At 62.0% G+C, this 25440-nt stretch carries 22 protein-coding genes and 1 pseudogene; 16 read left to right on the top strand and 7 right to left on the bottom strand.

Going from position 1 to position 25440, the window contains the following annotated elements; translation table 11 throughout:
* Positions 1-218, bottom strand: a pseudogene (locus ACR3FF_RS18460) (RNA-guided endonuclease TnpB family protein); the annotation flags it as partial.
* Between the two features lie 390 nt (positions 219-608).
* On the opposite strand from ACR3FF_RS18460, the gene ACR3FF_RS18465 reads away from it, so the two are divergent.
* The 4 genes from ACR3FF_RS18465 to ACR3FF_RS18480 all read left to right on the top strand — a co-directional run bounded on the left by ACR3FF_RS18465 (position 609) and on the right by ACR3FF_RS18480 (position 4733).
* Entirely contained in the window at positions 609-1091 is a 483-nt protein-coding gene (locus ACR3FF_RS18465) for a YbaK/EbsC family protein (protein ID WP_458189579.1), read from the top strand.
* Positions 1088-1495, top strand: coding sequence for a GIY-YIG nuclease family protein (locus ACR3FF_RS18470; RefSeq protein WP_458189580.1), 408 nt, complete (start codon positions 1088-1090; stop codon positions 1493-1495). The genes ACR3FF_RS18465 and ACR3FF_RS18470 overlap by 4 nt, the downstream gene beginning before the upstream one ends.
* Positions 1496-1557: 62 nt before the next feature.
* Complete coding sequence (locus ACR3FF_RS18475; RefSeq protein WP_458189581.1) at positions 1558-3660, top strand: acetate--CoA ligase family protein; 2103 nt, start codon at positions 1558-1560, stop codon at positions 3658-3660.
* Positions 3657-4733 carry a phosphotransacetylase family protein gene (locus ACR3FF_RS18480; RefSeq protein ID WP_458189583.1) on the top strand — a complete coding sequence of 359 codons (1077 nt, stop codon included), beginning with the start codon at positions 3657-3659 and terminating at the stop codon, positions 4731-4733. The genes ACR3FF_RS18475 and ACR3FF_RS18480 overlap by 4 nt, the downstream gene beginning before the upstream one ends.
* Positions 4734-4876: 143 nt before the next feature.
* Here the strand turns inward: ACR3FF_RS18480 and ACR3FF_RS18485 are convergent, their stop codons facing one another.
* From ACR3FF_RS18485 to ACR3FF_RS18495, 3 genes are all read right to left on the bottom strand, one after another.
* Entirely contained in the window at positions 4877-5182 is a 306-nt protein-coding gene (locus ACR3FF_RS18485; RefSeq protein WP_458189584.1) for a hypothetical protein, read from the bottom strand.
* A 197-nt stretch (positions 5183-5379) separates the two neighbouring features.
* Positions 5380-6432, bottom strand: a complete 1053-nt coding sequence (locus ACR3FF_RS18490; RefSeq protein ID WP_458189585.1) for an NAD(P)-dependent alcohol dehydrogenase — start codon at positions 6430-6432, stop codon at positions 5380-5382.
* A 78-nt stretch (positions 6433-6510) separates the two neighbouring features.
* A complete protein-coding gene (locus tag ACR3FF_RS18495) occupies positions 6511-7461 on the bottom strand; it encodes a phytoene/squalene synthase family protein (protein ID WP_458189587.1) in 951 nt (316 codons plus the stop codon).
* Positions 7462-7627: 166 nt separating this feature from the next.
* Between ACR3FF_RS18495 and ACR3FF_RS18500 the strand changes: the two genes are divergently transcribed.
* Together ACR3FF_RS18500 and ACR3FF_RS18505 are read left to right on the top strand one after the other, a co-directional pair.
* Positions 7628-8410, top strand: coding sequence for a rhodanese-like domain-containing protein (locus tag ACR3FF_RS18500; RefSeq protein ID WP_458189588.1), 783 nt, complete (start codon positions 7628-7630; stop codon positions 8408-8410).
* Between the two features lie 91 nt (positions 8411-8501).
* Positions 8502-8711 carry a hypothetical protein gene (locus ACR3FF_RS18505; RefSeq protein WP_458189589.1) on the top strand — a complete coding sequence of 70 codons (210 nt, stop codon included), beginning with the start codon at positions 8502-8504 and terminating at the stop codon, positions 8709-8711.
* On the opposite strand, the gene ACR3FF_RS18510 is transcribed toward ACR3FF_RS18505, so the two are convergent.
* Positions 8699-9805 carry a CNNM domain-containing protein gene (locus tag ACR3FF_RS18510; RefSeq protein WP_458189590.1) on the bottom strand — a complete coding sequence of 369 codons (1107 nt, stop codon included), beginning with the start codon at positions 9803-9805 and terminating at the stop codon, positions 8699-8701. The genes ACR3FF_RS18505 and ACR3FF_RS18510 overlap by 13 nt on opposite strands.
* Before the next feature lie 226 nt (positions 9806-10031).
* On the opposite strand from ACR3FF_RS18510, the gene ACR3FF_RS18515 reads away from it, so the two are divergent.
* From ACR3FF_RS18515 to ACR3FF_RS18535, 5 genes are all read left to right on the top strand, one after another.
* The gene (locus ACR3FF_RS18515) at positions 10032-10370 is read left to right on the top strand and encodes a hypothetical protein (protein WP_458189591.1); all 339 of its coding nucleotides are present in this window, start codon (positions 10032-10034) and stop codon (positions 10368-10370) included.
* 21 nt (positions 10371-10391) lie between these two features.
* On the top strand, positions 10392-11357 hold the full coding sequence (locus ACR3FF_RS18520; protein ID WP_458189603.1) for a S8 family peptidase: 966 nt from the start codon (positions 10392-10394) through the stop codon (positions 11355-11357).
* A 203-nt stretch (positions 11358-11560) separates the two neighbouring features.
* Positions 11561-14596: an MMPL family transporter gene (locus tag ACR3FF_RS18525; RefSeq protein WP_458189592.1), complete on the top strand. Its 3036-nt coding sequence runs from the start codon at positions 11561-11563 to the stop codon at positions 14594-14596.
* A 1-nt stretch (position 14597) separates the two neighbouring features.
* On the top strand, positions 14598-15329 hold the full coding sequence (locus ACR3FF_RS18530) for a TrmB family transcriptional regulator (RefSeq protein WP_458189593.1): 732 nt from the start codon (positions 14598-14600) through the stop codon (positions 15327-15329).
* 132 nt (positions 15330-15461) lie between these two features.
* Entirely contained in the window at positions 15462-16454 is a 993-nt protein-coding gene (locus ACR3FF_RS18535; protein ID WP_458189594.1) for a DUF7544 domain-containing protein, read from the top strand.
* Here ACR3FF_RS18535 and ACR3FF_RS18540 read toward each other — a convergent pair.
* Positions 16451-16897, bottom strand: a complete 447-nt coding sequence (locus ACR3FF_RS18540; protein ID WP_458189595.1) for a DUF7552 domain-containing protein — start codon at positions 16895-16897, stop codon at positions 16451-16453. The genes ACR3FF_RS18535 and ACR3FF_RS18540 overlap by 4 nt on opposite strands.
* 48 nt (positions 16898-16945) lie before the next feature.
* Positions 16946-19264 carry a DEAD/DEAH box helicase gene (locus tag ACR3FF_RS18545; RefSeq protein WP_458189596.1) on the bottom strand — a complete coding sequence of 773 codons (2319 nt, stop codon included), beginning with the start codon at positions 19262-19264 and terminating at the stop codon, positions 16946-16948.
* Positions 19265-19496: 232 nt separating this feature from the next.
* Between ACR3FF_RS18545 and dps the strand changes: the two genes are divergently transcribed.
* The 5 genes from dps (at position 19497) to ACR3FF_RS18570 (ending at position 24991) form a co-directional block, all read left to right on the top strand.
* On the top strand, positions 19497-20123 hold the full coding sequence (gene dps, locus ACR3FF_RS18550) for a DNA protection during starvation protein (protein ID WP_458189598.1): 627 nt from the start codon (positions 19497-19499) through the stop codon (positions 20121-20123).
* 56 nt (positions 20124-20179) lie between these two features.
* The gene (locus ACR3FF_RS18555) at positions 20180-20542 is read left to right on the top strand and encodes a 2Fe-2S iron-sulfur cluster-binding protein (RefSeq protein WP_458189599.1); all 363 of its coding nucleotides are present in this window, start codon (positions 20180-20182) and stop codon (positions 20540-20542) included.
* Positions 20543-20772: 230 nt separating this feature from the next.
* Complete coding sequence (locus tag ACR3FF_RS18560; RefSeq protein WP_458189600.1) at positions 20773-22119, top strand: RNase J family beta-CASP ribonuclease; 1347 nt, start codon at positions 20773-20775, stop codon at positions 22117-22119.
* Between the two features lies 1 nt (position 22120).
* A complete protein-coding gene (idsA3, locus tag ACR3FF_RS18565; RefSeq protein ID WP_458189601.1) occupies positions 22121-23176 on the top strand; it encodes a geranylfarnesyl diphosphate synthase in 1056 nt (351 codons plus the stop codon).
* Positions 23177-23272: 96 nt separating this feature from the next.
* Positions 23273-24991: a glutamate--tRNA ligase gene (locus ACR3FF_RS18570; RefSeq protein WP_458189602.1), complete on the top strand. Its 1719-nt coding sequence runs from the start codon at positions 23273-23275 to the stop codon at positions 24989-24991.
* Positions 24992-25440 lie beyond the last annotated feature (449 nt).

Below are 25440 nucleotides of genomic sequence, written 5' to 3' on the forward strand. Positions count from 1 at the left end.
AGCTTCGGGACGTAGCTACACAACGCGGCTTTCGCCTGATACGGGAGGTCGTAGGGCGTCACAACGTCGCTGACGCCACCCATCGTATCGGCCCTCGAATCAAACGCTTCGTCCAACGCTTCGCGGTAGGTGGAGAGAAGACGACGAAGACGCACGGCTTTGCCCTGTGTCGGTGGGGCGAAAGTAGCTTGGAGTGTCTTCGTCACCGTCTCTACCATACCACACGATACACACTATGAACACTTATGTGTTCCGATGGTGTAGAAGGTGTATGGAGCGTAGAAACGTCACAATCCGAGAAGAACAGGACGAATGGATACGAGAGAACCACATCAATCTCTCAAGTCTCGTTCGTGAATGTATCGACAACCGAATGGAATCCGGCTTAGCTGATTAACGGCGGTACGTCAATTGAGCTTACGCGATTCACGCCCGCCGTAAACGGCGGGATTCTCTCGCTGTTTAAAGATAGTTTCCGCGTCAGCCACCGACCCCAGGACGACGAGGCGTAATCGCCGAGTCGTCCGCCGCGAACCCGTCACCACCGACCGATTTTCCACCACGGAACGACCACCACCGATTTATCGCCCCGTGAAGAGATACCCTCCATGCACGAGCGAGCGCGAGAGTTCAGCGAACGCGCCGACGAGGAGTATGGGTTCGAAGTCGATGTTCACGAGTTTCCCGAAGGAACGAAAACCGCCGAGGACGCCGCCGAAGCCATCGGCTGTGACGTCGCCCAGATAGCGAGCAGTCTCGTTTTCCGCACGGGAGACGACCTCGTTGTCGTCGTCACCAGCGGTGCGAACCGGGTGAGCGAGGCGAAACTGGCCGACATCGTAGACGTGCCGGAATCCGACGTGCAGATGGCCGACGCCGGCGATATTCGGGAGACCGTCGGCTGGTCTATCGGCGGCGTCCCGCCGTTCTGTCACGACACCGACCTCCCGCTGTACATGGACGAGACGCTCACGCAGTTCGAGACGGTGTGGGCCGCTGCCGGAACGCCGGAAGCCGTCTTTCCAATCGCACCCGAAACCCTGCGGGAACTCGCGGGAGCCACCGTCGCCGACGTCGTCTCGCGCCGATGACGGGAACGTACACCCTGCTGGTCGAACTCGCGGAACCTGCGGACGTCGTGTTCGGCGCGAGAGGAACGCGCACACTCGACGCCGGGTGGTTCGCCTACACCGGGAGCGCATTCGGGCCGGGAGGTTTCTCGCGCATCGACCGGCACGAGCGCGTCGCCGCGGGCGACCACGACGTTCGCCACTGGCACGTCGACTACCTGCTCGGGCATCCCGACACGAGACTCGCCGACGACGTGCGAACGCCGAACGAGGAGGTCGAGTGCGAGGTGGTTCGACGAATCGACGCCGAACCGGTGACCGGTATCGGGGCATCCGACTGCGATTGTGATACGCACCTTCACTTCTCACCCGATGAGGAGGCGCTCGAAGGTGCGGTTCGACGGGCCCACGACCGCGTCGGGTGACGATTCCCGCCGGGTGGGACGCGGGCGCTACTTTTAATCCCGTTCTCTCTGATTTCCAAACGATGGGTAACCGTGAACTCCTAGACCTCTTTGCGCCGTCACGCGTTGCCGTCGTCGGAGCGACCGAAACAGACGGCTCCATCGGTCACGCTATCATGGCGAACATGATAGACGACTTCGACGGCGAGACGGTGCCCGTAAACCCGAACTACGACGAAGTGTTCGGCGTCGAATGCTACCCTGACCTCGCTTCCGCCCCGGATATCGACCTCGCGGTGGTCGTCGTTCCGGCCCACATCGCCATCGACGTGGTGCGAAGCGCGGGCGAGGCAGGCGTGCAGAACGTCGTCGTCATCACAGCCGGGTTCGGCGAAACGGGACGCGAAGGGGCGAAACGGGAGAAAGAGTTGCAGAGTGTCGCAGACGAGTACGACCTCAATCTCGTCGGGCCGAACAGCCTCGGCGTGTTGAGCACCCCGACCGGAATGAACGCGACGTTCGGCCCGGACAATGCACTGCCGGGGTCGATGTCGTTCATGAGCCAGTCGGGAGCGTTCATCACCGCAGTGCTCGACTGGGCGAACGACCAGGGACTCGGCTTCAAGGACGTGGTCTCGCTCGGGAACAAGGCCGTACTGGACGAGACGGATTTCGTCCGAGCGTGGGGCGAAGACCCCGAGACCGACGTCATCCTCGCGTACCTCGAAGGCGTTGAGGACGGCGAGACGTTCATCTCGGCGGCCCGCGACGTGACCGACGAGACGCCGATAGTGATGGTGAAGTCCGGGCGAACCGAGGCGGGCGCGCAGGCCGTCTCCTCGCACACCGGCACGCTTGCGGGGAGCGACCGCGCGTACGAGGCCGGGCTCGAACAGGCCGGCGTCTTGCGCGTCGACAACGTGCAGGAACTGTTCGACTTCGCCCAGATTCTCTCCGGACAGCCGCTCCCCGAGCGAAACGACGTGGCAATCGTCACGAACGCTGGCGGGCCGGGCGTGATGTCCACCGACGCGGTGGGCGATTCGAACCTCTCGCTGGCGTCGTTCTCCGAAGAGACCCTGGACGCGCTCTCCGAGGCGATGCCCGACGAGGCGAACATCTACAACCCGATCGACGCCATCGGTGACGCCGACCTGGACCGCTTCCGGGAGGCCATCGACATCGCCATGGGCGACGAGAACGTCGGGGCGACAGTCGTGCTCTCCGCACCGACTGCGGTCATCGACTACCGCGAGCTCGCGGAAACCATCGTCGAACTGCAGGAGAAACACGAGAAACCGGTCGTAACCGCCCTGATGGGCGGGGGCCGCACCGAGGGTGCGAAGGAGGTGCTCGGCGAGAGGGGCATCCCGAACTACTTCGACCCGGCGCGTGCGGTGCGGAGCCTCGACGCGCTCGTCACGTACCGCGACATCAGCCAGCGCGCGTACGAGGAACCGACGACGTTCGACGTGGACAGAGACCGCGCGGACAAGATTCTCGCGCGCGCGAAAGAGCGCGGCGACAACCGCCTCGGTGTGGAAGCGATGGGGCTCCTCGACGCCTACGGCATCCCGACGCCCGAGGGGAGCATCGTCGAGACGCCGGAAGACGCGGTGGCCGCCGCACAGGACGTCGACGGGGAGGTGGTGATGAAAATCGTCAGTCCCGACATCCTGCACAAGTCGGACATCGGCGGGGTGCGAGTCGGCGTTCCGAACGAAGACGTGTACGACGCCTTCGAAGACCTCGTCACTCGCGCTCGAAACTACCAGCCAGACGCGACGATTCTCGGCGTGCAGGTACAAGAGATGGTCGACCTCGATTCGGGGACCGAGACCATCATCGGGATGAACAGGGACCCGCAGTTCGGCCCGCTCTTGCTGTTCGGCCTCGGTGGAATCTTCGTGGAAGTCCTCGAAGACACCACGTTCCGGGTCGCACCCCTGAGCGAACGAGAGGCCAGCGAGATGGTGGGTGAAATCGAGGCCGCCCCCTTGCTCCGAGGTGCGAGAGGCCGCGACCCGGCGGACGTCGAAGCCGTCGTCGAGAGCCTCCAACGCCTGTCACAGCTCGTCACCGACTTCCCCGCCATCCTCGAACTGGACGTGAACCCCCTCGTTGCCACGCCCGACGGCGTGCAAGCTATCGACATTCGACTGACCGTGGACACCAACGAACTATGAAAACGATACTCGTCACCGCAACCGAAGAAAGCATCGGGAAGACCGCCGTCGCCCTCGCTCTGGCGCGACTCGCACAGGAGCGAGGACTGTCGGTGGGCTACATGAAACCGAAAGGCACCCGCCTCCAGAGCAACGTGGGCAAGACGCTGGACGAAGACCCCATGCTCGCCCGCGAACTGCTCGGACTGGACGCGGAGATGCACGAACTCGAACCCATCGTCTACTCGCCGACGTTCATCGAGCAGGCCATCCGTGGCCGCGAGAACACCGACGAACTCCGCGACCAGATTCGAACGAGTTTCGAGTCGCTCTCCGAGGACACCGACTTGATGATTGTCGAAGGCGGCGGCGACCTTACGACGGGTGGCATCGTCGACCTCACCGACCCTGAAATCGCCGACCTGCTCGATGCCGAGGTGCTTATCATCTCGCGCTACGGGAAGGGAAGCGACGTGGACGAACTGCTCGCCGCCGTCCACGATGTCGGCGAGCGACTCTCCGGGGTCCTGTTCAACGCCGTGGCGAACTCCGACTTCGACCCGCTCGAAACCGAGGTCGTCCCGTTCCTCGAAGCGCGTGGCATCCCCGTCTTCGGCGTCGTCCCGCGTCAACAGGACCTCGCTGGCGTGACGGTGGGCGACCTGGCGGGAGAACTCAACGCCGACATGCTCACGGACGCCGACACCGACGCCTTCGTCGAGCGCTTCCTCGTCGGCGCGATGAGCGGGGACAAGGCACTACGCCACCTCCGCCGGACGAAAGACGCCGCACTCATCACCGGTGGTGACCGCCCCGACCTGCACACCGTCGCGCTGGAAGCGCCGGGCGTGAAATGTCTCATCCTGACCGGTGGGTTCCGCCCGCCGGGAGCAGTCATCGGCAAGGCCGAGGAGAAGGGCGTCCCCATCCTGCTCGTACAGTCGGACACCCTGACGACCATCGAACGCGCAGAAGACGTGGTCCACAGCGGTCGCACCCGCGACGAGGAGACGGTCGAGCGAATGCAAGGACTCCTCTACGACCACGCGGACGTGGACGCGCTGGTGGGCGAATCGGAACTGGAAGAAGAGTAAAGACGTTGCCGACGGCGGCACCGTCGCGCTCGCGCTCGCGCCGAACGCACTTTTCAATTCGACGCTGGAAAACGGGGAGGGAGACGACAATATCGAAATCGGTCGGTTCGGATTGACGGGTAAAAACGGACGAGTCGGTTCAGCTAATCCGCACACTGCGTTCCCGAGTACCCGGAAGACTCCGACTTCGATTCGCACTCCGAGAGGGTATCGAAGGGACTCGGTGACCGCAGAACCGCGATGAGACTCCACATGACTCCCGTGAGAAGCGATCCGGTTGCCGAGAGACTCATGTCGAGCGACAGGAACGCGGTTCCGTAGATGATACCAATCGTCGCGGAGGGAAGCGAGGTTCCGAGTGGGATGTGTGCCATCGAATCACGCAGAGTCGGGACGAGAACGAGGAGCGAAAAGACGCTCCCGGCGAGGAACACGATATCTTGCCACATCAGTCTCGTACCTCTGTTCGTGTCGTTTGTTGGAAGGACTTCTTTCTCATCGAATCGGGGTAGGCGAGAGGAGTTGATAAGTCTTACTCAATGCCGAGTAAATATTTCTGAGACACTGTGACATGGTAGCCGACGACTCACGCTTCGAGCTACCTCGTCCCACGTGAACGGGTCACGGGCGTGGGACGAAACCGGTGCTACCGTTCGTCACGTTTCGACGATTCCGGCACCGTAATCATCCCCTTCACCGTCCTCTCCGTCCTCGCCTGCTCGAACGCCTCGCCGATGTCGTCTACACTCCGTTCGAAGTCCACGATTCCCTCGACGTCGACGACGCCATCCGCCAGTAGGTCGACGGCGGCGGGGTAGGTGTTACGGTAGCGAAACGACCCGTGGACGTCGAGTTCGTCGTCGATGATGTCTCCGGTTTCCAGCGGAATCTCTCCGTCCTGTGCGAGGCCGACCAGCACGATGGTCCCACCCCGTCGCACCGCGTCTACGGTCGAGCGAATGGCCGGTTCGGCTCCCGACGCTTCGACGACCACGTCAACACCGTCCCCGCCCGTCAGTCCCGCGATTGCCTCGGATAAGTCGCGTTCTCGTACGTCGATTGCGGCGTCGGCACCCCGAGACTCGGCGAGCTGGAGCTTTTCGGGCACCACGTCGGAGACGAACACCGTCGTCGCGCCAGCGGCGCGGACCGCCTCCATCGCCAGCAGGCCGATGGGTCCACATCCCGTCACGAGCACCGAGTCACCGACGCCGACGTTCCCCCGGTGAGCGGCGTGGATGCCGACGCTCAGCGGTTCACAGAGCGCACCCTCGCGGAGCGACACCGACTCCGGCATTCGGTACGCGAAGTCGGCGGGCCACGCGACGTATTCGGCGAAGGCCCCGTCGTCCGGCGGGGTCGCCATGAACGTCACGTCCGGACAAAGGTTGTACTCGCCGCGCTTGCAGTGGGCACAGCGCCGACAGGGAACGCCCGGTTCGAGCGCTACGCGGTCGCCGGGACCGATGTCGGTCACCCCCCTACCGACGTCGACCACCTCGCCCGCGCTCTCGTGGCCGAGGACGAGGGGAGATTCGACCACGTACTCGCCGATTCGTCCATGCTCGTAGTAGTGAACGTCCGACCCACAGATGCCCACCTCGCGGACTGCGACGAGCACTTCGTCCGCGCCGGGCGTCGGTCGGTCGCGGTCTTCGATCCGCAATCGTCCGGGTTCGTCGAGGACTGCGACTTTCATACGACGTGTGTTCTGCGTGGGCCGACGTGAACGTTGAGGCTCCACGAACCGAGTACCGCTCCGTGACGACGCTGCCGACTAGCGTGCGGGCAGGACGTCTCGACGGTCGAAATCCGTGACCTGGCGCTCCGTCGGGAACGCAGTACTCACCGTCTCGAAGACGGTTTCCGGGTCGCGCGTCTTTCGCCAGTGCCACCTCGTCCGGGCGAGCAACGAGAGTTTTCGGACCGTGCCGAGTGACGGGCGTCGAGAGAGCACGTCGTACCCCTGTGCTCGAATCACGCGATGGTAGTCGGCGTAGAGGACGGCGGCGAGGAGGACGGGAAACTGGCAGTCGGCGGGGAGATACTGGATGCCGGCGACGCCCTGCCAGTAGAGCGACTCCGCCCGTCGGAGTTCGTCGCGCATGACCGCGGCGAACTCGTCGGAGAACGCCAACCGTCGAACCTGCTCGTCGGTGACGCTATGGCGGTCGAGCGTGGTCTGGGGAAGGTAGATGCGGTCGCGCTCTTCGACGTCCTCTCTGACGTCTCGCAGGAAGTTGGTCAACTGGAACGCCTCGCCCAGCGCCGTCGCGTGTGGGCGAGCGCGCTCGGGGTCGTCCGCGCCCGTGACCGCGAGCATCATGCGCCCGACGGCGGCCGCCGACCCGTTCATGTAGGCCTCCAACTCGGCGTAGTTCTCGTAGCGTGCCTTCTCGATGTCCGTCGCCATCGCGTCGACGAACGTGTCTATCTCCGTATCGGGAATGTCGTACTCGTCCGCCATCTCCCGGAAGGCAGCGAGGACGGGGCTGTCCGGGTCGGCGGTTCCACGCGCCTGCGCCCGGAGCGATTCGAGGTGGTCCGCCTGTGTTTCTGCCGGGACGCCGTCCGCGTCGTCTACGACCTCGTCACAGATGCGAAAGAATCCGTACAGCACGTACGTCGGGTGGCGGACCCGTCTCGGGAAGAGCCGCGTGGCGAGGTGAAACGTTTTCCCAGTTCGTCGTTGTATCGATTTCCCCATCCGTACGTGTGTGTCCGTCATTTAGTATCAGTCCAGCGAATGAACGACTATTCGGCAGTAGACTGAAAAAGAACGATGCCAAACCAGTTAGGCCCATCGAGACATGTCGGTTACTATCTATTTGTACGGTGAGGCGAGATGATGATAATAAAATTGATACCGAGGTAGTTGCTAGAGGCCACCATCCATGAACCGACGAACGTTTCTCGCGGCGAGTGCAGTCTCGATTGCGGGAGTGAGTGGGTGTCTCGGCCAGGGCGGTGGGTCTGGCGGTTCGTATCCCACACCGGAAGACGGGGACACGGACGGGTATCCCCCGGAGTTCGACAAGAAACCGAAGAAGATGAACGTCGATACCTCGTCGTTCAAGACGGTTGCCCAGAGCGGGCAAAACGTACCGCTCGTACCGCTTTCGGTCGCGTACAACTGGTACAAACGCGGCGAGGCACGTTTCGCGGACTCGCGTGGGACGAAACAGTACGAGACCTCACACGTCTACGGCGCGGTACTGAGCCCAGCACCCGGCGTGGAAAAACTGAGTCAGGACCCCGTAACCGACTGGCCGAAGAAAGACCGTATCGTTTGCTACTGTGGTTGTCCACACCACCTCTCTTCGATGCGGGCGGCCAAACTGATGAACAACGGGTACGAGAACGTCTTCGTCATCGACGAAGGATACTGGGCGTGGCACGAGGAAGGCTATCCGATTCGGGGTCAGAAGACATCGTACAACCCCCTCGCGTACGTTATCGACGGACTCGCCGACCCCGCGTACGCCGGTGAGACCGCCTGGGCACGCCACCTCGATTCCGGCCAGAACGAAGCGACCGACATCCTGGGCGATGGGTCGTACTCGATGCACGTCAAGTTCCACGACGTAACGCCGGACACCACTATCACCGTCCAGACGCCAGCGTACGAAGTGGAAGGAACGATAGAAGAACTCTCCTCGCGAGTCATCACCGGCTAACCCACCACTCTATCTTCTCGCTATCACTTCGCGCCGAGTGCAGCGACGTTTCTCAACGTTTATATCGGTCGGAGCGAGTGACCGATACTCAATGATACGGTGTAGTCAGACGGGTTGTGGCTGGGTCGCTATCGCGCCGTCGGAGCGAGCGGCGTGGAAACAGTACGAGACGCACATCCTGGACGAACACGTCGAGTCGGTGGAGATGGACATCCCCGAAGGATACGTACAGATTCGAACGGACGACGGTGAGTGGAAGACGATGACCAGCGACGAGGCGCGAAAGTTCTACGACGACTGAACGGCACTTTCCCTGTCCACCGGGTCTTCCAAATCGCCGAGGACGGCTTCGAAGGCGTCCGTCGCGGTTATCAGCCCGACCACGTCACCTCCGTCTACCACCAGCGCGAGTTCTTGATTTTCGGCCTGAAAGAGGTCGATAGCGTCGCTAACGCTGGTATCTGCGGCGATGGTCATCGGGTCGTGTGCGACGTCGAGAAACGACACGTCGCCCGAAACGAGAGATTCGTAGTTCTCGATGATGGTCGGCGCGTAGACGATTCCGCGGTACTCGTCGAACGACTCGCCGATGACGGGGAACCTGACGAGCGGGGTCGACTTCATTCGGTTCAGGTTCTCCTCTACCGAGTCGTCGGTGGAGAGTGCCACGATGTCGTCTCGCGGAACCATGATGTCGCGAACGGCGAGCATCTCGATTTGGAGAGCGGCCAGAACTTCCTCTTCGCGCTCCCGTGAGAGGTCGTCTACCTGTCCGAGCACGTCCCCCATCTGCCGGTGGAGGTCGGCTCTGCTCACGACTTCTCGCTCTCCGTCCTCGCCATCCTCTCCTTCCTCGGCTTCCGTCCACGAGCGCGTGATTTCGACGCCGAACAGGGCGAGCAGGCCTTTCGCTGTTTTGTCGGCAACGATGATGACCGGCGACATGAGTCGCGTCCACCAGTAGAGCAGGCCGGAACCGTATCGAGCGGCGAACTTCGTCCGCTCGATGCCGAGGTACGTCGGCGTTTGTTCGCCGACGATGACGTGCAAGAGGTTGATGAGCGAGAGCGCAAGAATCGCCGAGAGCGCGTGCGTCGAACCGCCGCCGAGTCCGAGCGCCTTCACGACCGGATTGAACGCTTTCGCGACTGCGGGTTCGGCCACGACACCCAGTCCGACGCTGGCGATGGTGATGCCGACCTGACAACCTGAGAGGTAGATTTCGAGACGGTCGGTCATCTCCCATGCACGCCGGAGTCCGGCGGAGTCGTCGAACTCGTCCGCATTGAACTGACGAACTCGCGTCATCGCGAACTCGATGAGGACGAAGTACCCGTTCATCAACAAAAGAAACACGCCACCGAGGATTCGGAGTACAGTGAGAACGTCAGCCATCGGTGTCGTTTGAACCGGAAACGTCCTAACTCTGGTGGGCGACTTTGAACCAAAGCCAACACGTCCAGAAACGAACTGTCGGGCGAGGCCGACCACTCGTCAAAATCCCAGGAGACAACCGTCGTATCGGACTGGCCAACGAGTGAAGTATCGTCAACAAAGTTTTCAAAAATAATTTTTATAAATAATATAAAATATTATGTTGACAGACCACATGGTCCATGTTGTGTCGCAACAAACAAGGCGATCATTCCTCAAAATCAGCGGAACAGCATTGGGGGGCATCGCAATCGGGGCCACTGTAACGGTGGCGGAGTCGACCGAACGATTCCTCGTCGAGTCGAAAAAAGTGTCCACGTCGGACTTCGAAACGAGTGGCGTCGAAGTGGTTCACGACCTCGGCGCGGTCGACCTCCTCGTCGTCCGCGGAAGCGAATCAGATGTCGCGGCCCTCGGCGGCGATTACGCGGCCGACCTGGTGTACTTGCTCGACCTGCCGATTACGAGAGACGAGTCCGCGACCGACGAACCGTTCTACCCCATTCAGTGGGACAAGCAAGAATAGAACGTCCCGGAGGCACACGAAATCACGCGCGGCGAAGGGACTCGCATCTCCGTCATCGACACCGGTGTCGATGCGAACCACCCCGACCTCGTGCACACGGTGAACACCGACCTGTCGAAAAACTTCACGGACGACGGTGGTGACTTCACCGACGCACACTACCACGGCACCCACGTGAGTGGAATCGTCGCCTCGAACGACCAGAACGAATTCGGGGTCGTCGGCTCCGCACCCGGAACTGACCTCGTCGCCTGTCGAGTGTTCGAAGCGGAGGGCGGTGCGACCTGGGGGGACATCCTCGCGGCCATCGTCCACAGCGTCGAAATCGGGGCGGACGTCGCGAACCTCAGCCTCGGGGCGTACCCCGTTCCGCGCAACGAGGCTGGCTTCGGTCAGTTCTACGGTAGCGTCTTGAACAGGACGATGGCGTACGCACGACGCAACGGAATGCTCGTCGTGGCCTCTGCGGGCAACGACGCAGCAGATTTGCAACACGACGGGCGGATATGCGTCGAGAACGACGACGGTTCGGTCGACTGTTTCCCGGCCATCAGCGTCCCGAACGAGGCGGAAAACGTCATGAGCATCAGCGCCACTGGCCCGATAGACTTCATGTGGGGCGACGAAGGACTCGAATCGCCGACCCACACCCCGGCAGTCTACACCAACTACGGCACGAATGCCATCGACGTGAGTGCGCCCGGCGGAAACTACGACCCGGAGGCGTACGCGAACGACACACCCGGCTGGGACTACGACCTCGTGTTCAACACCATTCCGACGTGGATGGGTAGCTACGCATGGCTCGCGGGAACGAGCATGGCCGCACCGACGGTCTCGGGTGCTGCGGCACTCGTAAAGAGCGTCAATCAGGAGTTCAACGCGAACCAGGTTCGCAGACGGCTCTGTACCACCGCGACCGACGTCGGTGACAAAGCCTACCACGGGCACGGTCACCTCGACACCAACGCCGCGGTTCGAGAGTAACTGCACACTCCCGCACTTCTTTCGACGAAACCAGCCGAGCGATAGCGCTCTCTGATTCGAATCCTGCGAGTTCATTTTCCAGAGCGACTCGTTTGCCAGTTCGTATCACCCGCCGGAGAGGAACCTCCATCTTTTTGGTGGCGCTGTCAGTAGTATCCTACCAACAGTATGGATAGCAACGATATCGGTTCCAGAGGGCGTCGATGAGCCTCCTCGAACGACTGTTCGAGAACGTCACTGCGCACAGTCGGGTGGTCGTCGCCGTTCTACTCGTTCTGACAGTACTCGTCGGTGCAGGAGCGCCGATGGTCGAGCAGTCGTCGTCGCTCGACCAGTTCCAGAGCGACAGCGAAGAGGCGGAGAAACTCGATTACATCGAATCGAACTTCACGACCGGACGGGAGAACACGACCGTCGTCCAGATAATCGTCAGAGGGGACGACGTGTTGTCGAAGGACGCGCTCGTAAACTCTCTCGAACTCCAACAGCGACTCCGCGAAAACGAGACGGTAAACCGCACGCTGGTCGAAGAGACGCCGACCAGCGGCGTCTCGAACGTCATCGCCATCAGCGCGATTCAACGTGAGAAAATCTCCGAGATTCGGAAGGAGGGCACGAGTCTACAACAGCGGAGTCGGCAACTCAACCAGACTGCAACACGGTTGAGCGAGGGCCTGAATCGAACGCGGGGACTGCAAGTGCAGTACGACCAGTTGAACGCCTCGCGGCAGGCGGGTGAGGTCGACAACGAGACCTACCGCCAACGCGCCACGCGAATCGAAACGCAACTCCAACAGGTACGTGCGAACGCGACGACCGGACTCACCGCGAACCAGTCGGCGACGTTCAATCGGTCCGCCCAGCAGGCCCGTGGGCTGCAAGCGCAACTCGACCAGTTGAACGCCTCCTACGAGCAGGGAGAGATAAACCAGAGCACCTACCAACAGCGTGCGAGCGAGATACAATCTCAGTTCCAGCGGGTGTACAAACTCGGCACGCAGGGCGTTCTGGCGAGCGAGTACGAGCAACTCCGAAACGACAGCGAGCAGCTGAAAGAAAAGCAGGCCGCACTCGAGAACGCCTCGATGCCGACGCTTTCCGAACAAATCGAGCAGTTGCGCTCGATGAACAAGTCAGAGATAGACGAGACGACGAAATCGGTACTCTCAGAGAACACCAGTTCGAACGGGCGGACGAGCCAGGCGTTCGCGTTCATGCCGATCTCCTACGAACCCGGAAGCACGGAAGCCAACGCGACGATGCTCGTCGTCTTCCAGAAACAGGAGTCACAGTCGGTACAGGGCATGGCGACATCGGATCTGGTCGAGACCCAAAAAACGATGCAGTCCATCGCACGCGACGAACTCGACCGTGAGGCCGTCGTCTTCGGAAGCGGCATCATCAGCGAGGAAATCGACCAGTCGATGGCCGACAGTCTCGCTATCGTCGGCCCGCTTGCCCTGTTGTTCGTCGTTCTCACCCTCCTCGTCGCCTACCGCGACCTGCTTGACATCCTGCTCGGCATCACGGGCATCGTCGCCGTGCTGGTGTGGACGTTCGGCTTCATGGGCTGGATAGGAATCACGTTCAACCAGATATTCATCGCCGTGCCGGTCCTGCTCATCGGACTGTCCATCGACTACGCGATTCACGTGTTCATGCGTCACCGGGAGGAGCGGGAAGAACATCCCGGCGAGGACGTTCGCGGCTCGATGCGCGTCGCCCTCGTCAGCGTCGGCGCGGCCCTGACGTGGGTGACCGCGACGACGGTCATCGGTTTCCTCTCGAACCTGGTCAGTCCGCTGCCGCCGATTCAGGACTTCGGTATCGTGAGTTCGGTCGGCATCGTCGCGGCGCTGCTCGTCTTCGGCGGGTTGATTCCGGCGTTGAAGGTCGAACTCGACGCGCTCCTCGAATCGCGCGGCTTCGACCGAAAGAAACGGGCGTTCGGGACCGGCGGCGGACTGCTCGGACGTGCGCTGTCGTCCGGTGCCGTCGCGGCACGAAAAGCGCCTCTCGTCGTCATCGTCCTGACCCTGCTCGTGAGCGGTGCGGGAGCCTACGGTGCGACGAAAGTCGACACGAGTTTCGCACAGGAGGACTTCCTCGCGGAAGACCCACCGGGGTGGACGAAAGACCTGCCCGAACCGTTCAAGCCCGCCGACTACTCGGCCAAAAAGCACCTCGAATACGTCAACGACAACTTCGTTCGGGAGGACTCTCAAGCCCAGATTCTGATTCAGGGTGACGTGACCCGCGACGACGCACTCCAACAGGTACAACGGGCACGTACGAAAGCCGGGAAGAAGGACGCGACCCTCGTCCTCTCGAACGGCGAACCGGAAGTCCAGAGCCCGCTCTCGGTGATGGAACAGGTCGTTGCCCAGAACGAGACGTTCAACGAGACGTTCGTCGCGGCGGACACCGACGGGGACGGCGTCCCGGATAAGAACCTGAAACGAGTCTACGACGAACTGTACGCCGTCGCACCCGACCAGGCCGCAGGTGTCGTCTACCGAGACGACGGCGAGTACCGCGCGCTCAGGATGACGATTTCGGTGGAGGGCGGTGCGTCGAGCGCCGCAGTCACCGAGCAGATGCGCGACGTGGCCAATTCGTTCGACGGACTGGAAGCGACCGCCACGGGACAGGCCATCGTTTTCGAAATCGTCCAGAACCAACTGCTCGACACGGTCATCCAGAGTCTCATCATCACGATGGTCGCAGTCTTCGCGTTCCTGATGTTCACCTACCGCGTTACGGAAGGGAGTGCGACCCTCGGTGCGGTCACCTTGCTCCCGGTCCTGTTCAGTGTGACGTGGATTCTGGGGACGATGTACATCCTCGGGATGCCGTTCAACGTCCTGACGGGCATGATCACCAGTCTCACGGTCGGGTTGGGTGTCGCATACAGCATCCACCTCTCGGAGCGTTACAACGTCGAACTCGAACGTCGCGGGTCAGTGTGGGAAGCGATGCACGTCAGCCTGACCGGCACTGGCGGCGCCCTCCTCGGAAGTGCGGCGACCACGGTCGGTGGCTTCGGCGTCCTGGCGTTCGCCATCCTCCCGTCGCTCCAGCAGTTCGGTATCATCACGGGGCTGACCATCATCTACGCCTTCCTCGCCAGCGTGCTGGTGCTACCGAGCCTGCTCGTCGTCTGGACGCGCTATCTCGGACCGGGCGCGCGTGGAAGTCTCCAGACCGAATCGACGACCACCACCACCGGGGAGGACTGAGATGAACGAGGAAAGCGCCATCGGCGCGCTCTCCGACCTCGGCCTGTCGAACTACGAGGCCAAGGTGTTCGTCGCCCTCCAGAAGTTGGGGACGGGGACGGCAAGAGACATCCACAGCGTCACCGACGTTCCCCGGTCGCAGGTGTACGGCGCGGCCGAGAACCTACAGGAGCGTGGCCTCGTGGAGGTCCAACAGTCGAAACCGATTCAGTACCGACCGGTCGGTCTCGAAACGGCGAAATCCCTCCTCCGAGACCGGTTCGAGCGCACACAAGAGCGGGCGTTCGACTACCTGGAGAGCGCTCGAAACGAGTTCGTCGAGGGTGACGAAGAGCGAGAAGACGTGTGGTCGGTCGATGGCCGCGAGGCGGTCAGCAGTCGTGTCGAGCAGCTGGTCGAAGGAGCCGAAACCAGAATCGTCTTCGGCGTCCACGACACCTCGTTGTTCACACAGCAGATCGCAGACGCCCTCCGAGAGCGAGCGGACGCGGGGGTGGACGTGCTCGTCGCCACGGACGACCAGTCTATCCGCGAGCGGTCAGACGGCCTTTCGATAGTCAGCTTACCCCAGGAACCGCCTGAAGAACGCGCCGGTCGCGTGCTGGTCGTCGACGACGACACCGTCCTCATCAGCGTCCTCGGCGACGACGAGACGGCCATCTGGAGTTCGGGAACGGGATTCGCGGCGATTCTCGGCCAGTTCATCGACGCCCGTCTCGAAAACATATCGTAGCTCGAACACGATTTTCGAGCGAGACACGTGGGGGGTCGGGGGGACGGGGTACTTGCTATTCGAACCGCCGTCGGAGAAGAAAATAGAGAACATGCACGATGGTTTAAATAACAAGGCGACGAACCTCGTGGTATGTCCTGGTACGCGGTCGATGCCCTAGACGATGCTATCGAGACCAGCAAGCGTCTCCTCCTTCCGGTCGAGGTTCGGACGTGGTTGAAACTCGCCATCGTCGTCCTCTTCCTCGGTGGTGCGACTGCGTCGCCACCGTCGGGAGGGACACAGTACAGCGTCGGGCCGGGCGAAACGGGGTCGGTCGATCTCCCGGTTCCGTCAGAGACAGTCGTCATGGCCGTCCTCGGTATCGTCGCGCTCTCTATTCTCGTCGGCCTTCTCTTCGTCCTCGTCGGTTCGGTGATGGAGTTCGTGTTCGTGGAGGCACTCCGCACACGTGAGGTTCACGTCCGACGGTACATGAGCGACCACCTCGGACAAGGTGTCCGCCTCTTCGGGTTCCGGTTCGTCCTGTTTTTACCCATCCTCCTGTCCGTCGTCGGGTTGGTTCTCGCGGTCGTTCCGGCCGCCATGGCCGACACACCGAACGTCGCTATCGGCTTCGCTCTGTTCCTCATCCCGGTCATCGTCCTGCTCGGACTCCTCATTGAGCTGATAGACGGTCTGACAACGAACTTCGTCGTCCCGGTGATGGTACTGCAAGGCGGTGGCGTCCTCGCGGGCTGGCGAGCGTTCTGGCCGACCCTCCGAGGCCAGTGGAAACAGTACGTCGTGTACGTCCTGCTTCGGTTCGTCCTGACCATCGCCGCGGGACTCGTCGTCTCGCTCGTCTGGGGATTCCTCGCAATCGTCCTCCTGATTCCGTTCGTCGTGGTCGGTGGACTCGCATTCGTCGCCTTCGGGGGCGAGGCACTTCTCACGAACCCGAGTATCGTCGCACTCGTTTCGTTCGGCCTCCTCGCGGTCGTGTACGGCATCCTTGCACTGTTCGCGCTGGCCGTCGTTCGCGTTCCCGTCCAAGCGTATCTCGGGTACTACGCCCTGCTCGTGTTGGGCGACTCGAACCGGGAGTTCGACCTCATTCCGACGCTGCGAGAAGAAGTGCGCTAGAGTTTCGAGTCGAGTTGGCGTGAAACGGCGTCGTCGCCGACCGGTTCGTTGTCCCGTGCCAGATGTACCAGTGGCGCGTTCTTCATCTCGAACCACTCGCCGTTACCGTCGCTCGCCACGGTGACGGTGCGCTGGGTTTGAGGGAGTCCGTTCGCTCGGATGCTCGTCGTCCGTTCCCGCACGCCGGCCATCTGGAGGGTGCGTGGCGGTTCCTCGGTGACGACGAATCGATGACAGGGCACGTCCGGGTCGTGTTTTCGGAGGGCATCTCGATACTCGCTAGCGAGTTCGACGGCCCGGTCGGCGTCCTCGTGGTTCTCGAATCGCGTCCCCGTTATCGGCATCGGGCGCTCGCCAGTGTCGGCACACGCGACCGAGTACGCTCCGTCGTCGACGGCCAGTCGCTCGATTTCACGCCGGGCTCGTCGGAGGGTCTCGTCCATGTTTAGGCTAGCCTAATCTTTTTTAGGATGGCCTAAAAGGCTTCCGACTTACTCGGTGAGCACCGCGAGAAGGTGGAACGCGAGCGCTTTGTCGAGCGGGTCGTTCGCGTTGCCACAGTGTGGTGACTGCACGCAGGAGGGGCATCCCGATTCGCAATCGCAAGCCCGAATCATCTCTCGCGTGTTGTACATGAGCGACTCGACCGTCTCGTATCCCTCGCGGGTCAGTCCGACGCCGCCAGGGTAGCCGTCGTAGATGAAGATGGTGCTCGTTCCGGTGTGGGGGTGCAACGGCGTCGAGAGACCGCCGATGTCGCGGCGGTCACAGAGCAGTTCGAGCGGGAAGAGCGATATCATCCCGTGTTCGGCGGCGTGGATGGCACCGCCGAAATCGCCGTCCATCGACCGGAGTTCGCGCTCTAAATCGTCGGGAATCGTGAAGTAGAGTGCCTTCGTTCGGAGCGTGAGTTCGGGCAGGTCGAGAGACTCCCGTCCGAGCGTCTCGTCGCGTTTCGCGTTTCTGCGTTCGAAACCCGTGATTCGCTTTCGCACCGTCACGTCGGCGAACCGAACGACGCAGTCGTCGTGCGTGGAGAGAGTCTCTTCCTCCAGGTCTGCTTCGACGGTGATTTCTTTCTCGTGGAGCGTCCTGGTGTGGTAGTCCGCCCACGTCGGCGAGAGTTCGGCCACGTCTCGCGACAGGTCGAGATTCACGACTTCGTAGGACTGGCCCTGGTGGTAGTAGATAGCCCCCGAGTGGACGTCAGTGAGGGCATCGCCGAACGGCAGAGAGGCGATGACGTCGTTCCGAGACCGGTCGAGGAGGTCGATTTCTCTGTCGTCGATGGTTCGGAGACTCATCTCGTGCTGGGGGCTTCCGTCGCCGTCGTACACCCAGCGAATGCCACCATCTGTTCCTCGACGTTCGAGTTCCCCCGCCGATTCGAGGTCGGCGACGAGTTCGGGAAACCCTTCGCCGAAGTAGGCTTCGTCGTCGGGCGAGAGCCACGTCTCGCGGGCCGCCGACGTGGCGTGTTTGGGAAGCAGTGTTTCGTTCTCGGGGTTCACGACCGCTCGTTCGGGGTCGCCCGCGAAGAACTCGTTCGAGTTCACCACGAGGTACTGGTCCAACTGGTCTTCACCCGCAACGAGGGCAACGAGGCTGGGGTCGGTTCCCCGGCCGGCGCGCCCGGCCTGCTGAAACGCCGCCATGCGGGTGCCGGGATACCCATCGAGCAAGACGGCGTCGAGACCCCCGATATCCACGCCGAGTTCGAGCGCGTTCGTGCTCCAGACACCGCGAATTTCGCCGGCGTGGAGACCGGATTCGAGGTCTCGACGTCGGTCGTTTTTGAGGGCGGCCTGGTACGCTGCGATCTCCGAAGCCAGGTCGTGTTCGCCGCGTCGCCTGAGTTCGTCCGCGCTCTCCATCGCGTACCGCTCTGCGGCTTGCCGGGCGCGAGTGAACACCAGCGTCTGGTGGTCGCGGGTCACGAGGTCGGCGAACAGTCGCTTCGACTCGCCATGGTTGGACCTGCGTCGGGTCGTCCCGCCGAAGCGCTCGTCTTCGTACTCCGGGGGATTCCACAGCAACCAGTGGGTCGGCCCGGTTCTGCTGGTGTTCTCGTCGACAAGGTGGAACGACGAGTCGGACTGCCCGGTGACCGCGCTGGCGTGTTCGACCGGGTTGCCGATGGTCGCAGAACAGCAGACGAACTGCGGAGACGCGTCGAAGCGGTCACAGATACGGGCGAGTCGGCGCAATACGAGGGAGACGTGGCTGCCGAAGACGCCGCGGTACTCGTGAACTTCGTCGACGACGACCGTCTCCAGCCCCTCGAAAAACCAGTCCCAGAGGCGATGGGCGTGGGGGAGGAGTGCGTAGTGGAGCATGTCGGGGGTCGTGAGTACGACGGTCGGCTGGCGGTCGCGCACGGCGCGCTTTTCATTCTTGTCGAGTCGCCCGGTGTACTGTGCGACCGAAACCCGACTGCCGAATCCTAACTCGCGGGCGAGTTCCGATAAGGTCTCTTCCTGGTCGTTGATGAGGGCGTTCTGCGGGCCGACGTAGAGGGTGCGTCCGCCGTGGTCCATCGCTCGCTCGAACGCGGGAATGGTGTACGCGAGGCTCTTCCCGCTCGCGGTCTGGGTGGCGACGACGACGTTCTTCCCGTCACGAATCGCTTCGACCGCCTCGGCCTGGTGGCGATAGAGGCGGTCGATACCCCGGTCGTGGAGCGCCGATTCGAGTCGTGATTCGAGGGGAACGTCTCGAAACTCGCCCTCGTGGCCCGGAAGCGTCTCGTGGTGGGCGATCTGCCCCTCGTAGTAGGGTCGCTCGCGGAGCCAGTCGATAGTGTCCTGCACTGGACTGGTGTTGGGAGCCCAACGTCTAACCGGTTTCGTCGGATGGCGGTCTCTCGTTTCGTCGAACGTCCGTCTCATCCCATCACCTTCCGAACGATTATTCTCAGTGTGACCACAGAAGGCCACAACATCTATTGGTGATGTTTTATTCCTGTATTTCAAAATAGTGTTCGTATTAACAGAGGCCATTTTAAGTGATTGGAACCTGTTTTTCCAGAACGAGGTGGGAGATATGTCCGAGGACAAAAAGCACGGTTCTGGAAGCGTCGCACCGGGAGATACGAGCAAACGCGTCGGAGCAGAGGTCGTCCGTGAACGCGGCGGCGACCCGGAGGCGATTCGGGAGAAACTCATCGACGCGATTGGGGCGGAGTTTACGACCTACTATTACTACACCAACCTCCGATGTTGGCTGGCTGGCGAGGAAGATTACAAGGAGATCACGGAAGACGCCCGCCTCGAAGACCGCGCTCACTTCGAACTCGTGATGCCGCGCGTCTTCGAACTCGGTGGCCAACTGCCGAACGACATCCGCGACTTCGCGGACAGAGCGTCCTGTCCAGACGCTCGGCTGCCTGACGACCCGACGCCGGAGAACATCCTCGAAACGCTGCTGGAGGCCGAACGCTGTGCCATCCGCACGTGGGCCGAAGTGTGCGACATGACGCGGGACTGTGACCCACGCACCTACGACATGGCCCAGCGCATCTACAACGAGGAAGTCGACCACGAAGCGTGGTTCATCGAACTTCTCAGCAGGGAACGCGACGGCGAGGCTAACCCCGCAGGTCACTTCGTCCGCGGCGAACCCGGCGACGCGCCGTACTCCACGAACAACCGGTTCAACGATTCGGCCTGACCGACCACGACCTGCCAGACCGACAGCCACATTTTCTTTCGGACGTAATCTCGCCCGTGAGTAGCTACACCGTCGAAATCGAGGTCCCGGAGGACTGTGACGTCGAGCGGGCTGGCGAGACTGTCGAAATCGACGTTCCCGAGGACGAGTACGTGCTGGCCGCCGCCCGGAATCAGGGTCTCTGGCTCCCGGCCGACTGCCAGCAGGGGTGGTGTACGACCTGCGCAGCGGAACTGCTCGCCGGCGAGGTAGACCAGTCCGACGCTCGGCGGTACTACGAGGAAGACCGCGAGGCGGGGTTGATTTTGCCCTGCACGGCCACACCGGAGTCGGACCTGTCGATTCGTGCCTGTCAGCACGAGACGATGTTGGACCACCGGGCTGAAGAGGACCGACCTCCTGGCCGGACGAAACGATGAACCACCCTCCGTTATCTGGTGTCGAGTGCAATCCCAGCAGTTTTTATTACCGGGGGGCGTAGGTGGGTCTAGACTGGGCAACTCGCGGGTGTGCGGCCCCCGCCGCGCGCGAGTGCCAGACCGACGTGCTGTAAGACGCCGGGGTCTGACGCTCGCGGCCCCGCGAGAGTTTCAGTGAGCAACGCAACCGCTACACGGCGTGGCATTTCAGTGCTCGAGGAAAGCAAACAATGGAAATCGAAATCGCAACAATTGGCGGCTACGAAGAAGTCGGGCGGCAGATGACTGCAGTACGTGCAGGTGACGACGTGGTTATCTTCGACATGGGGCTGAACCTGTCGAAGGTACTCCTCCACGACAACGTCGAGACCGAGAAACTCCACAGCCTCGACTTGATCGACATGGGCGCGATTCCGGACGACCGGGTCATGTCGGACCTCGAAGGCGACGTGAAGGCTATCGTCCCGACGCACGGTCACCTGGACCACATCGGTGCCATCAGCAAGTTGGCCCACCGATACAACGCACCCATCGTCGCCTCTCCGTTCACCATCGAACTGGTGAAACAACAGATTCAGGGCGAAGAGAAGTTCGGGGTCGAAAACGACCTCGTGAAGATGGAAGCGGGCGAAACGATGCAGTTGAGCGACGACGTGGAACTGGAGTTCGTCAACGTCACTCACTCCATCATCGACGCCATCAACCCCGTGGTCCACACGCCAGAAGGCGCTATCGTCTACGGACTCGACAAGCGCATGGACCACACACCCGTTCTCGGCGACCCGATCGACATGAAGCGGTTCCGTGAAATCGGGCGCGAGGGCAACGGCGTCCTCGCCTACATCGAGGATTGTACGAACGCGGGGCGCAAGGGACGCACGCCGAGCGAGTCGGTCGCTCGACGTCACCTGAAAGACGTACTCTACAGCGTCCAGGACTACGACGGCGGCATCGTGGCGACGACGTTCTCCAGCCACATCGCCCGCGTGAAGAGTCTCGTCGAGTTCGCACAGGACATCGACCGCACTCCGGTTCTGCTCGGACGCTCGATGGAAAAATACTCCGGCACGGCAGAACGACTGAACTTCGTCGACTTCCCCGAAGAGATGGGGATGTTCGGTCACCGCAAGTCGGTCGACCGCACGTTTAAGCGAATCATGAAAGAGGGGAAGGAGAACTACCTGCCCATCGTGACGGGCCACCAGGGCGAACCGCGCGCGATGCTGACTCGGATGGGTCGCGGCGAGACGCCGTACCAACTCGAAGACGGTGACAAGGTCGTCTTCTCCGCACGAGTCATTCCGGAACCGACGAACGAGGGACAGCGATACCAGTCCGAGCGACTGTTGAAGATGCAGGGGGCACGAATTTACGACGACGTGCACGTTTCCGGCCACCTCCGCGAGGAGGGCCACTACCAGATGTTGGACGCACTGCAGCCTCAGAACGTCATCCCGGCTCACCAGGACATGAAGGGATTCGCGCCGTACGTGGATCTCTGTGAGAGTCGCGGCTACCGCCTCGGCCGGGACCTCCACGTTACACGAAACGGCAATCTCATCCAACTCGTCGATTGATATGACAGACGTGAGCACGGAAACACGCGAAGAACTCGTCATGCAGACGGTCGAAGAGCGTCGTGAACTGGTCAACGAGGGCATAGAGCAGGATCTCCCGATCGTCGAACCGAAGCGCCTCTACGAAGCCTCGCGATACCTCCTCGACGCCGGTGGGAAGCGGCTTCGCCCGACCGTCCTGTTGTTGGTCGCGGACGCGCTCGCGGACGTCGAACCTCTGTCGGAAGCCTATCGAAAGTTCCCGGCACTCGATGGAACGGAGGTAGACGTGATGGCCGCGGCGGTGAGTATCGAGGTCATCCAGTCGTTCACGCTCATCCACGACGATATCATGGACGACGACGACCTGCGGAGAGGCGTCCCCGCGGTTCACCGTGCCTACGACACCGAAACGGCGATTCTGGCCGGCGACACGCTCTACTCGAAGGCGTTCGAAATCATGCTGGACACCGGTGCTGCGCCGGAACGGTGTGTCGAAGCACTCGACGTGCTCGCATCGACGTGTACGAAGATCTGTGAAGGACAGGCACTCGACGTGCAGTTCGAAGAGCGTCCGGACGTGCTCCCCGAGGAGTATCTCGAGATGATAGAGAACAAGACGGCCGTCCTCTACGGGGCAGCAGCGACCGTTCCCGCCGTCTTGCTCGGTGCCGACGACGAAACCGCGACGGCGCTCTATCAGTACGGCATCGACGTGGGGCGCGCGTTCCAGATTCACGACGACGTGCTCGATTTGACCGTGCCGAGCGAGAAACTCGGCAAACAGCGCGGAAGCGACCTCGTCGAGAACAAACAGACCATCATTACGCTCCACGCCCGCAAAGAAGGTGTCGACGTGGACTCGCTGGTCGAAGCCGACGACGTCGATTCGGTGACCAAAGACGAAATCGACGCCGCAGTCGAGACTCTCGAAGAGGCGGGCAGCATCGAGTACGCGAGGGAGACGGCACAGGAACTCGTCCAACGCGGAAAAGACCACCTCGACGTGCTTCCCGAAAACGAATCGCGCTACCTGCTAAAGCAGATAGCGGACTACCTCATCGAACGAGAGTACTGACGTCCGCCTTCGACGAGATTTCGTACGGCACGCGAGAACGAGGAGAGCGCGACCGATTCGCGGGAGTTTTGAGACGGGCCGGAATAGCATTCGATAATGAACGACGAGTTACGTGCCCGAGTCGAGACCGAGGCAGAGAAACACGCGCTGTTCAACGCGCTCAAACACGACAGCGACGCCGACGTCGGTGCCATCATGGGGTCGTTGATGGGCGAGAACCCCGAGTTCCGCGAGCACGGCGACAAGATTCCGGGGGTCGCTGGAAAGGTCGTCGCGCAGGTGAATCGACTCGACCACGACGAGCGCAGAGAGCGACTCGCCGACCTCGATCCCGAACTCGTCGAGGAACTCGACGCCGAAAACGAGGACGACGACCGGGTGCTCCCCGACCTGCCGAACGCCGAGGAGTACGACCAGGTGCGGATGCGCTGTGCGCCGAACCCGAACGGACCGTGGCACATCGGCCACGGTCGGATGCCCGCCGTCATCGGGACGTACAAGGACATCTACGACGGCTGGTTCCTCGTGCGGTTCGACGACACCGACCCGGAGACGAAACGCCCCGACCTGGACGCCTACGACGACATTTTGGAGGACGTAGAGTACCTCGGTTTCGAACCCGATGAGGTGATGAAAGCCTCCGACCGACTCGAAACCTACTACGACCACGCCCGCGACCTCGTCGAGAAGGGCGGCGCGTACACCTGTTCCTGTTCGGGTGAGGAGTTCTCGAATCTCAAAAACGACGCGAAACCGTGCCCGCACCGCGACAAAGACCCCGAGACGACGCTTGCCGAGTTCGAGGACATGGTCGCCGGGGAGTACGATTCGGGTGAGATTGTCCTTCGCGTGAAGACGGACATCGAGCACAAGAATCCCGCGCTCCGCGACTGGGTGGCCTTTCGCATCGTCGACACGCCCCATCCCCGTGAGGAGGCAGCGGAGTACCGTTGCTGGCCCATGCTCGACTTTCAGTCGGGTATCGACGACCACCTGAAAGGCATCACGCACATCATCCGGGGTATCGACCTGCAGGACTCCGCGAAGCGCCAGCAGTTCGTCTACGACTACTTCGACTGGGAGTACCCCGAAACTATCCACTGGGGGCACGTGCAGGTCGACGAGTACGACGTGAAGATGTCCACCTCGACCATCGGCGAACTCATTCGAAAGGGCGAACTCGACGGCTGGGACGACCCTCGCGCGCCGACGCTCCAGAGCGTGCGTAGGCGCGGCATCCGCGGGGAGGCCATCACCGAAGCGATGGCCGAACTCGGCACCTCCACGAGCAACGTTGACCTGGCGATGAGCACCATCTACGCCAAGAACCGCGACCTCGTGGACGACGAGGCCCCCCGATTCTTCTTCGTCCGCGACGGGGTGGAGTACCCCCTCGTCGGCGAGCATCCCGAAGTCGCCGAGCCGCCGGTTCACCCCGACCACGAGGACAGAGGCACGCGCCACATCCCCGCTGGAGAGGCGGTCCGCATCGAATCCGGGGACATCCCGGACCACGGCGACCGCGTCTGGCTCAAAGGACTCGGCTGTTTCCGCCACACCCGCGACGCCCTCCAGTATACGGGCGACGACATCAGCGCCGTCCGCGACGAGGGCGTGGACGTGATTCACTGGGTGCCCGCCGAGGCGACCGTCTCGGTTCGAATGCGAACCGTGGACGGGGACGTAGCAGGCCACGCAGAGCCCGAATTCGTGGAAACCGACGTTGACGACGTCGTCCAGTTCGAGCGCGTCGGCTTCGCTCGCGTCGACCGCCACGACGAGGACGAGACCGTGACCTACTTCGCACACGAATAGCGCGACGGAGCGGCTGAAATCACTCTTTGCGGAGTTCGACCGTATTCGCGTTTCACGAATCACGTCCTTCTTCACGGCCACGAGGACGGGCGAACCAGTCCGGTGAGTCCCGTCCTCGGCGGGGGAGGGCAGGCGGTACGGTGCCTAGCGGATGAATGGCGAGAGGGGAGTGACTGGAGGGAGCGACGACCGAGGGCCGGGGAAATCGGAGATCTCCTCGGCCGTGCAAGAGCTTTTTCTTCTACAGGCTTCATTTTGCCCTAGCATCACCTAGTGCATTGTCAACTATCAATTGTAGGATAAAGTCGGCGTAGTTTGATTCGTGCATCGTCGGATGTGAATCGCCAGTCAATGTCTGTTTCTTGGGCGTTCAGTGAATTTGTCCACGCGGCGACCTCCTGACGGAGTGTCGCCGCGTCAGGAATCCGTCGGTCAAGACACTGTTGCTG

The sequence above is a fragment of the Haladaptatus ordinarius genome, from assembly GCF_054177595.1.

What these genes read in the sequence shown, in the direction of transcription:
- ACR3FF_RS18465 (WP_458189579.1), top strand. Translation starts at nt 609, where the DNA reads ATGCACGAGCGAGCGCGAGAGTTCAGCGAACGCGCCGACGAGGAGTAT.
- ACR3FF_RS18470 (WP_458189580.1), top strand. Translation starts at nt 1,088, where the DNA reads ATGACGGGAACGTACACCCTGCTGGTCGAACTCGCGGAACCTGCGGAC.
- ACR3FF_RS18475 (WP_458189581.1), top strand. Translation starts at nt 1,558, where the DNA reads ATGGGTAACCGTGAACTCCTAGACCTCTTTGCGCCGTCACGCGTTGCC.
- ACR3FF_RS18480 (WP_458189583.1), top strand. Translation starts at nt 3,657, where the DNA reads ATGAAAACGATACTCGTCACCGCAACCGAAGAAAGCATCGGGAAGACC.
- ACR3FF_RS18485 (WP_458189584.1), bottom strand. Translation starts at nt 5,182, where the DNA reads ATGTGGCAAGATATCGTGTTCCTCGCCGGGAGCGTCTTTTCGCTCCTC.
- ACR3FF_RS18490 (WP_458189585.1), bottom strand. Translation starts at nt 6,432, where the DNA reads ATGAAAGTCGCAGTCCTCGACGAACCCGGACGATTGCGGATCGAAGAC.
- ACR3FF_RS18495 (WP_458189587.1), bottom strand. Translation starts at nt 7,461, where the DNA reads ATGACGGACACACACGTACGGATGGGGAAATCGATACAACGACGAACT.
- ACR3FF_RS18500 (WP_458189588.1), top strand. Translation starts at nt 7,628, where the DNA reads ATGAACCGACGAACGTTTCTCGCGGCGAGTGCAGTCTCGATTGCGGGA.
- ACR3FF_RS18505 (WP_458189589.1), top strand. Translation starts at nt 8,502, where the DNA reads ATGATACGGTGTAGTCAGACGGGTTGTGGCTGGGTCGCTATCGCGCCG.
- ACR3FF_RS18510 (WP_458189590.1), bottom strand. Translation starts at nt 9,805, where the DNA reads ATGGCTGACGTTCTCACTGTACTCCGAATCCTCGGTGGCGTGTTTCTT.
- ACR3FF_RS18525 (WP_458189592.1), top strand. Translation starts at nt 11,561, where the DNA reads ATGAGCCTCCTCGAACGACTGTTCGAGAACGTCACTGCGCACAGTCGG.
- ACR3FF_RS18530 (WP_458189593.1), top strand. Translation starts at nt 14,598, where the DNA reads ATGAACGAGGAAAGCGCCATCGGCGCGCTCTCCGACCTCGGCCTGTCG.
- ACR3FF_RS18535 (WP_458189594.1), top strand. Translation starts at nt 15,462, where the DNA reads ATGTCCTGGTACGCGGTCGATGCCCTAGACGATGCTATCGAGACCAGC.
- ACR3FF_RS18540 (WP_458189595.1), bottom strand. Translation starts at nt 16,897, where the DNA reads ATGGACGAGACCCTCCGACGAGCCCGGCGTGAAATCGAGCGACTGGCC.
- dps (WP_458189598.1), top strand. Translation starts at nt 19,497, where the DNA reads ATGTCCGAGGACAAAAAGCACGGTTCTGGAAGCGTCGCACCGGGAGAT.
- ACR3FF_RS18560 (WP_458189600.1), top strand. Translation starts at nt 20,773, where the DNA reads ATGGAAATCGAAATCGCAACAATTGGCGGCTACGAAGAAGTCGGGCGG.
- idsA3 (WP_458189601.1), top strand. Translation starts at nt 22,121, where the DNA reads ATGACAGACGTGAGCACGGAAACACGCGAAGAACTCGTCATGCAGACG.
- ACR3FF_RS18570 (WP_458189602.1), top strand. Translation starts at nt 23,273, where the DNA reads ATGAACGACGAGTTACGTGCCCGAGTCGAGACCGAGGCAGAGAAACAC.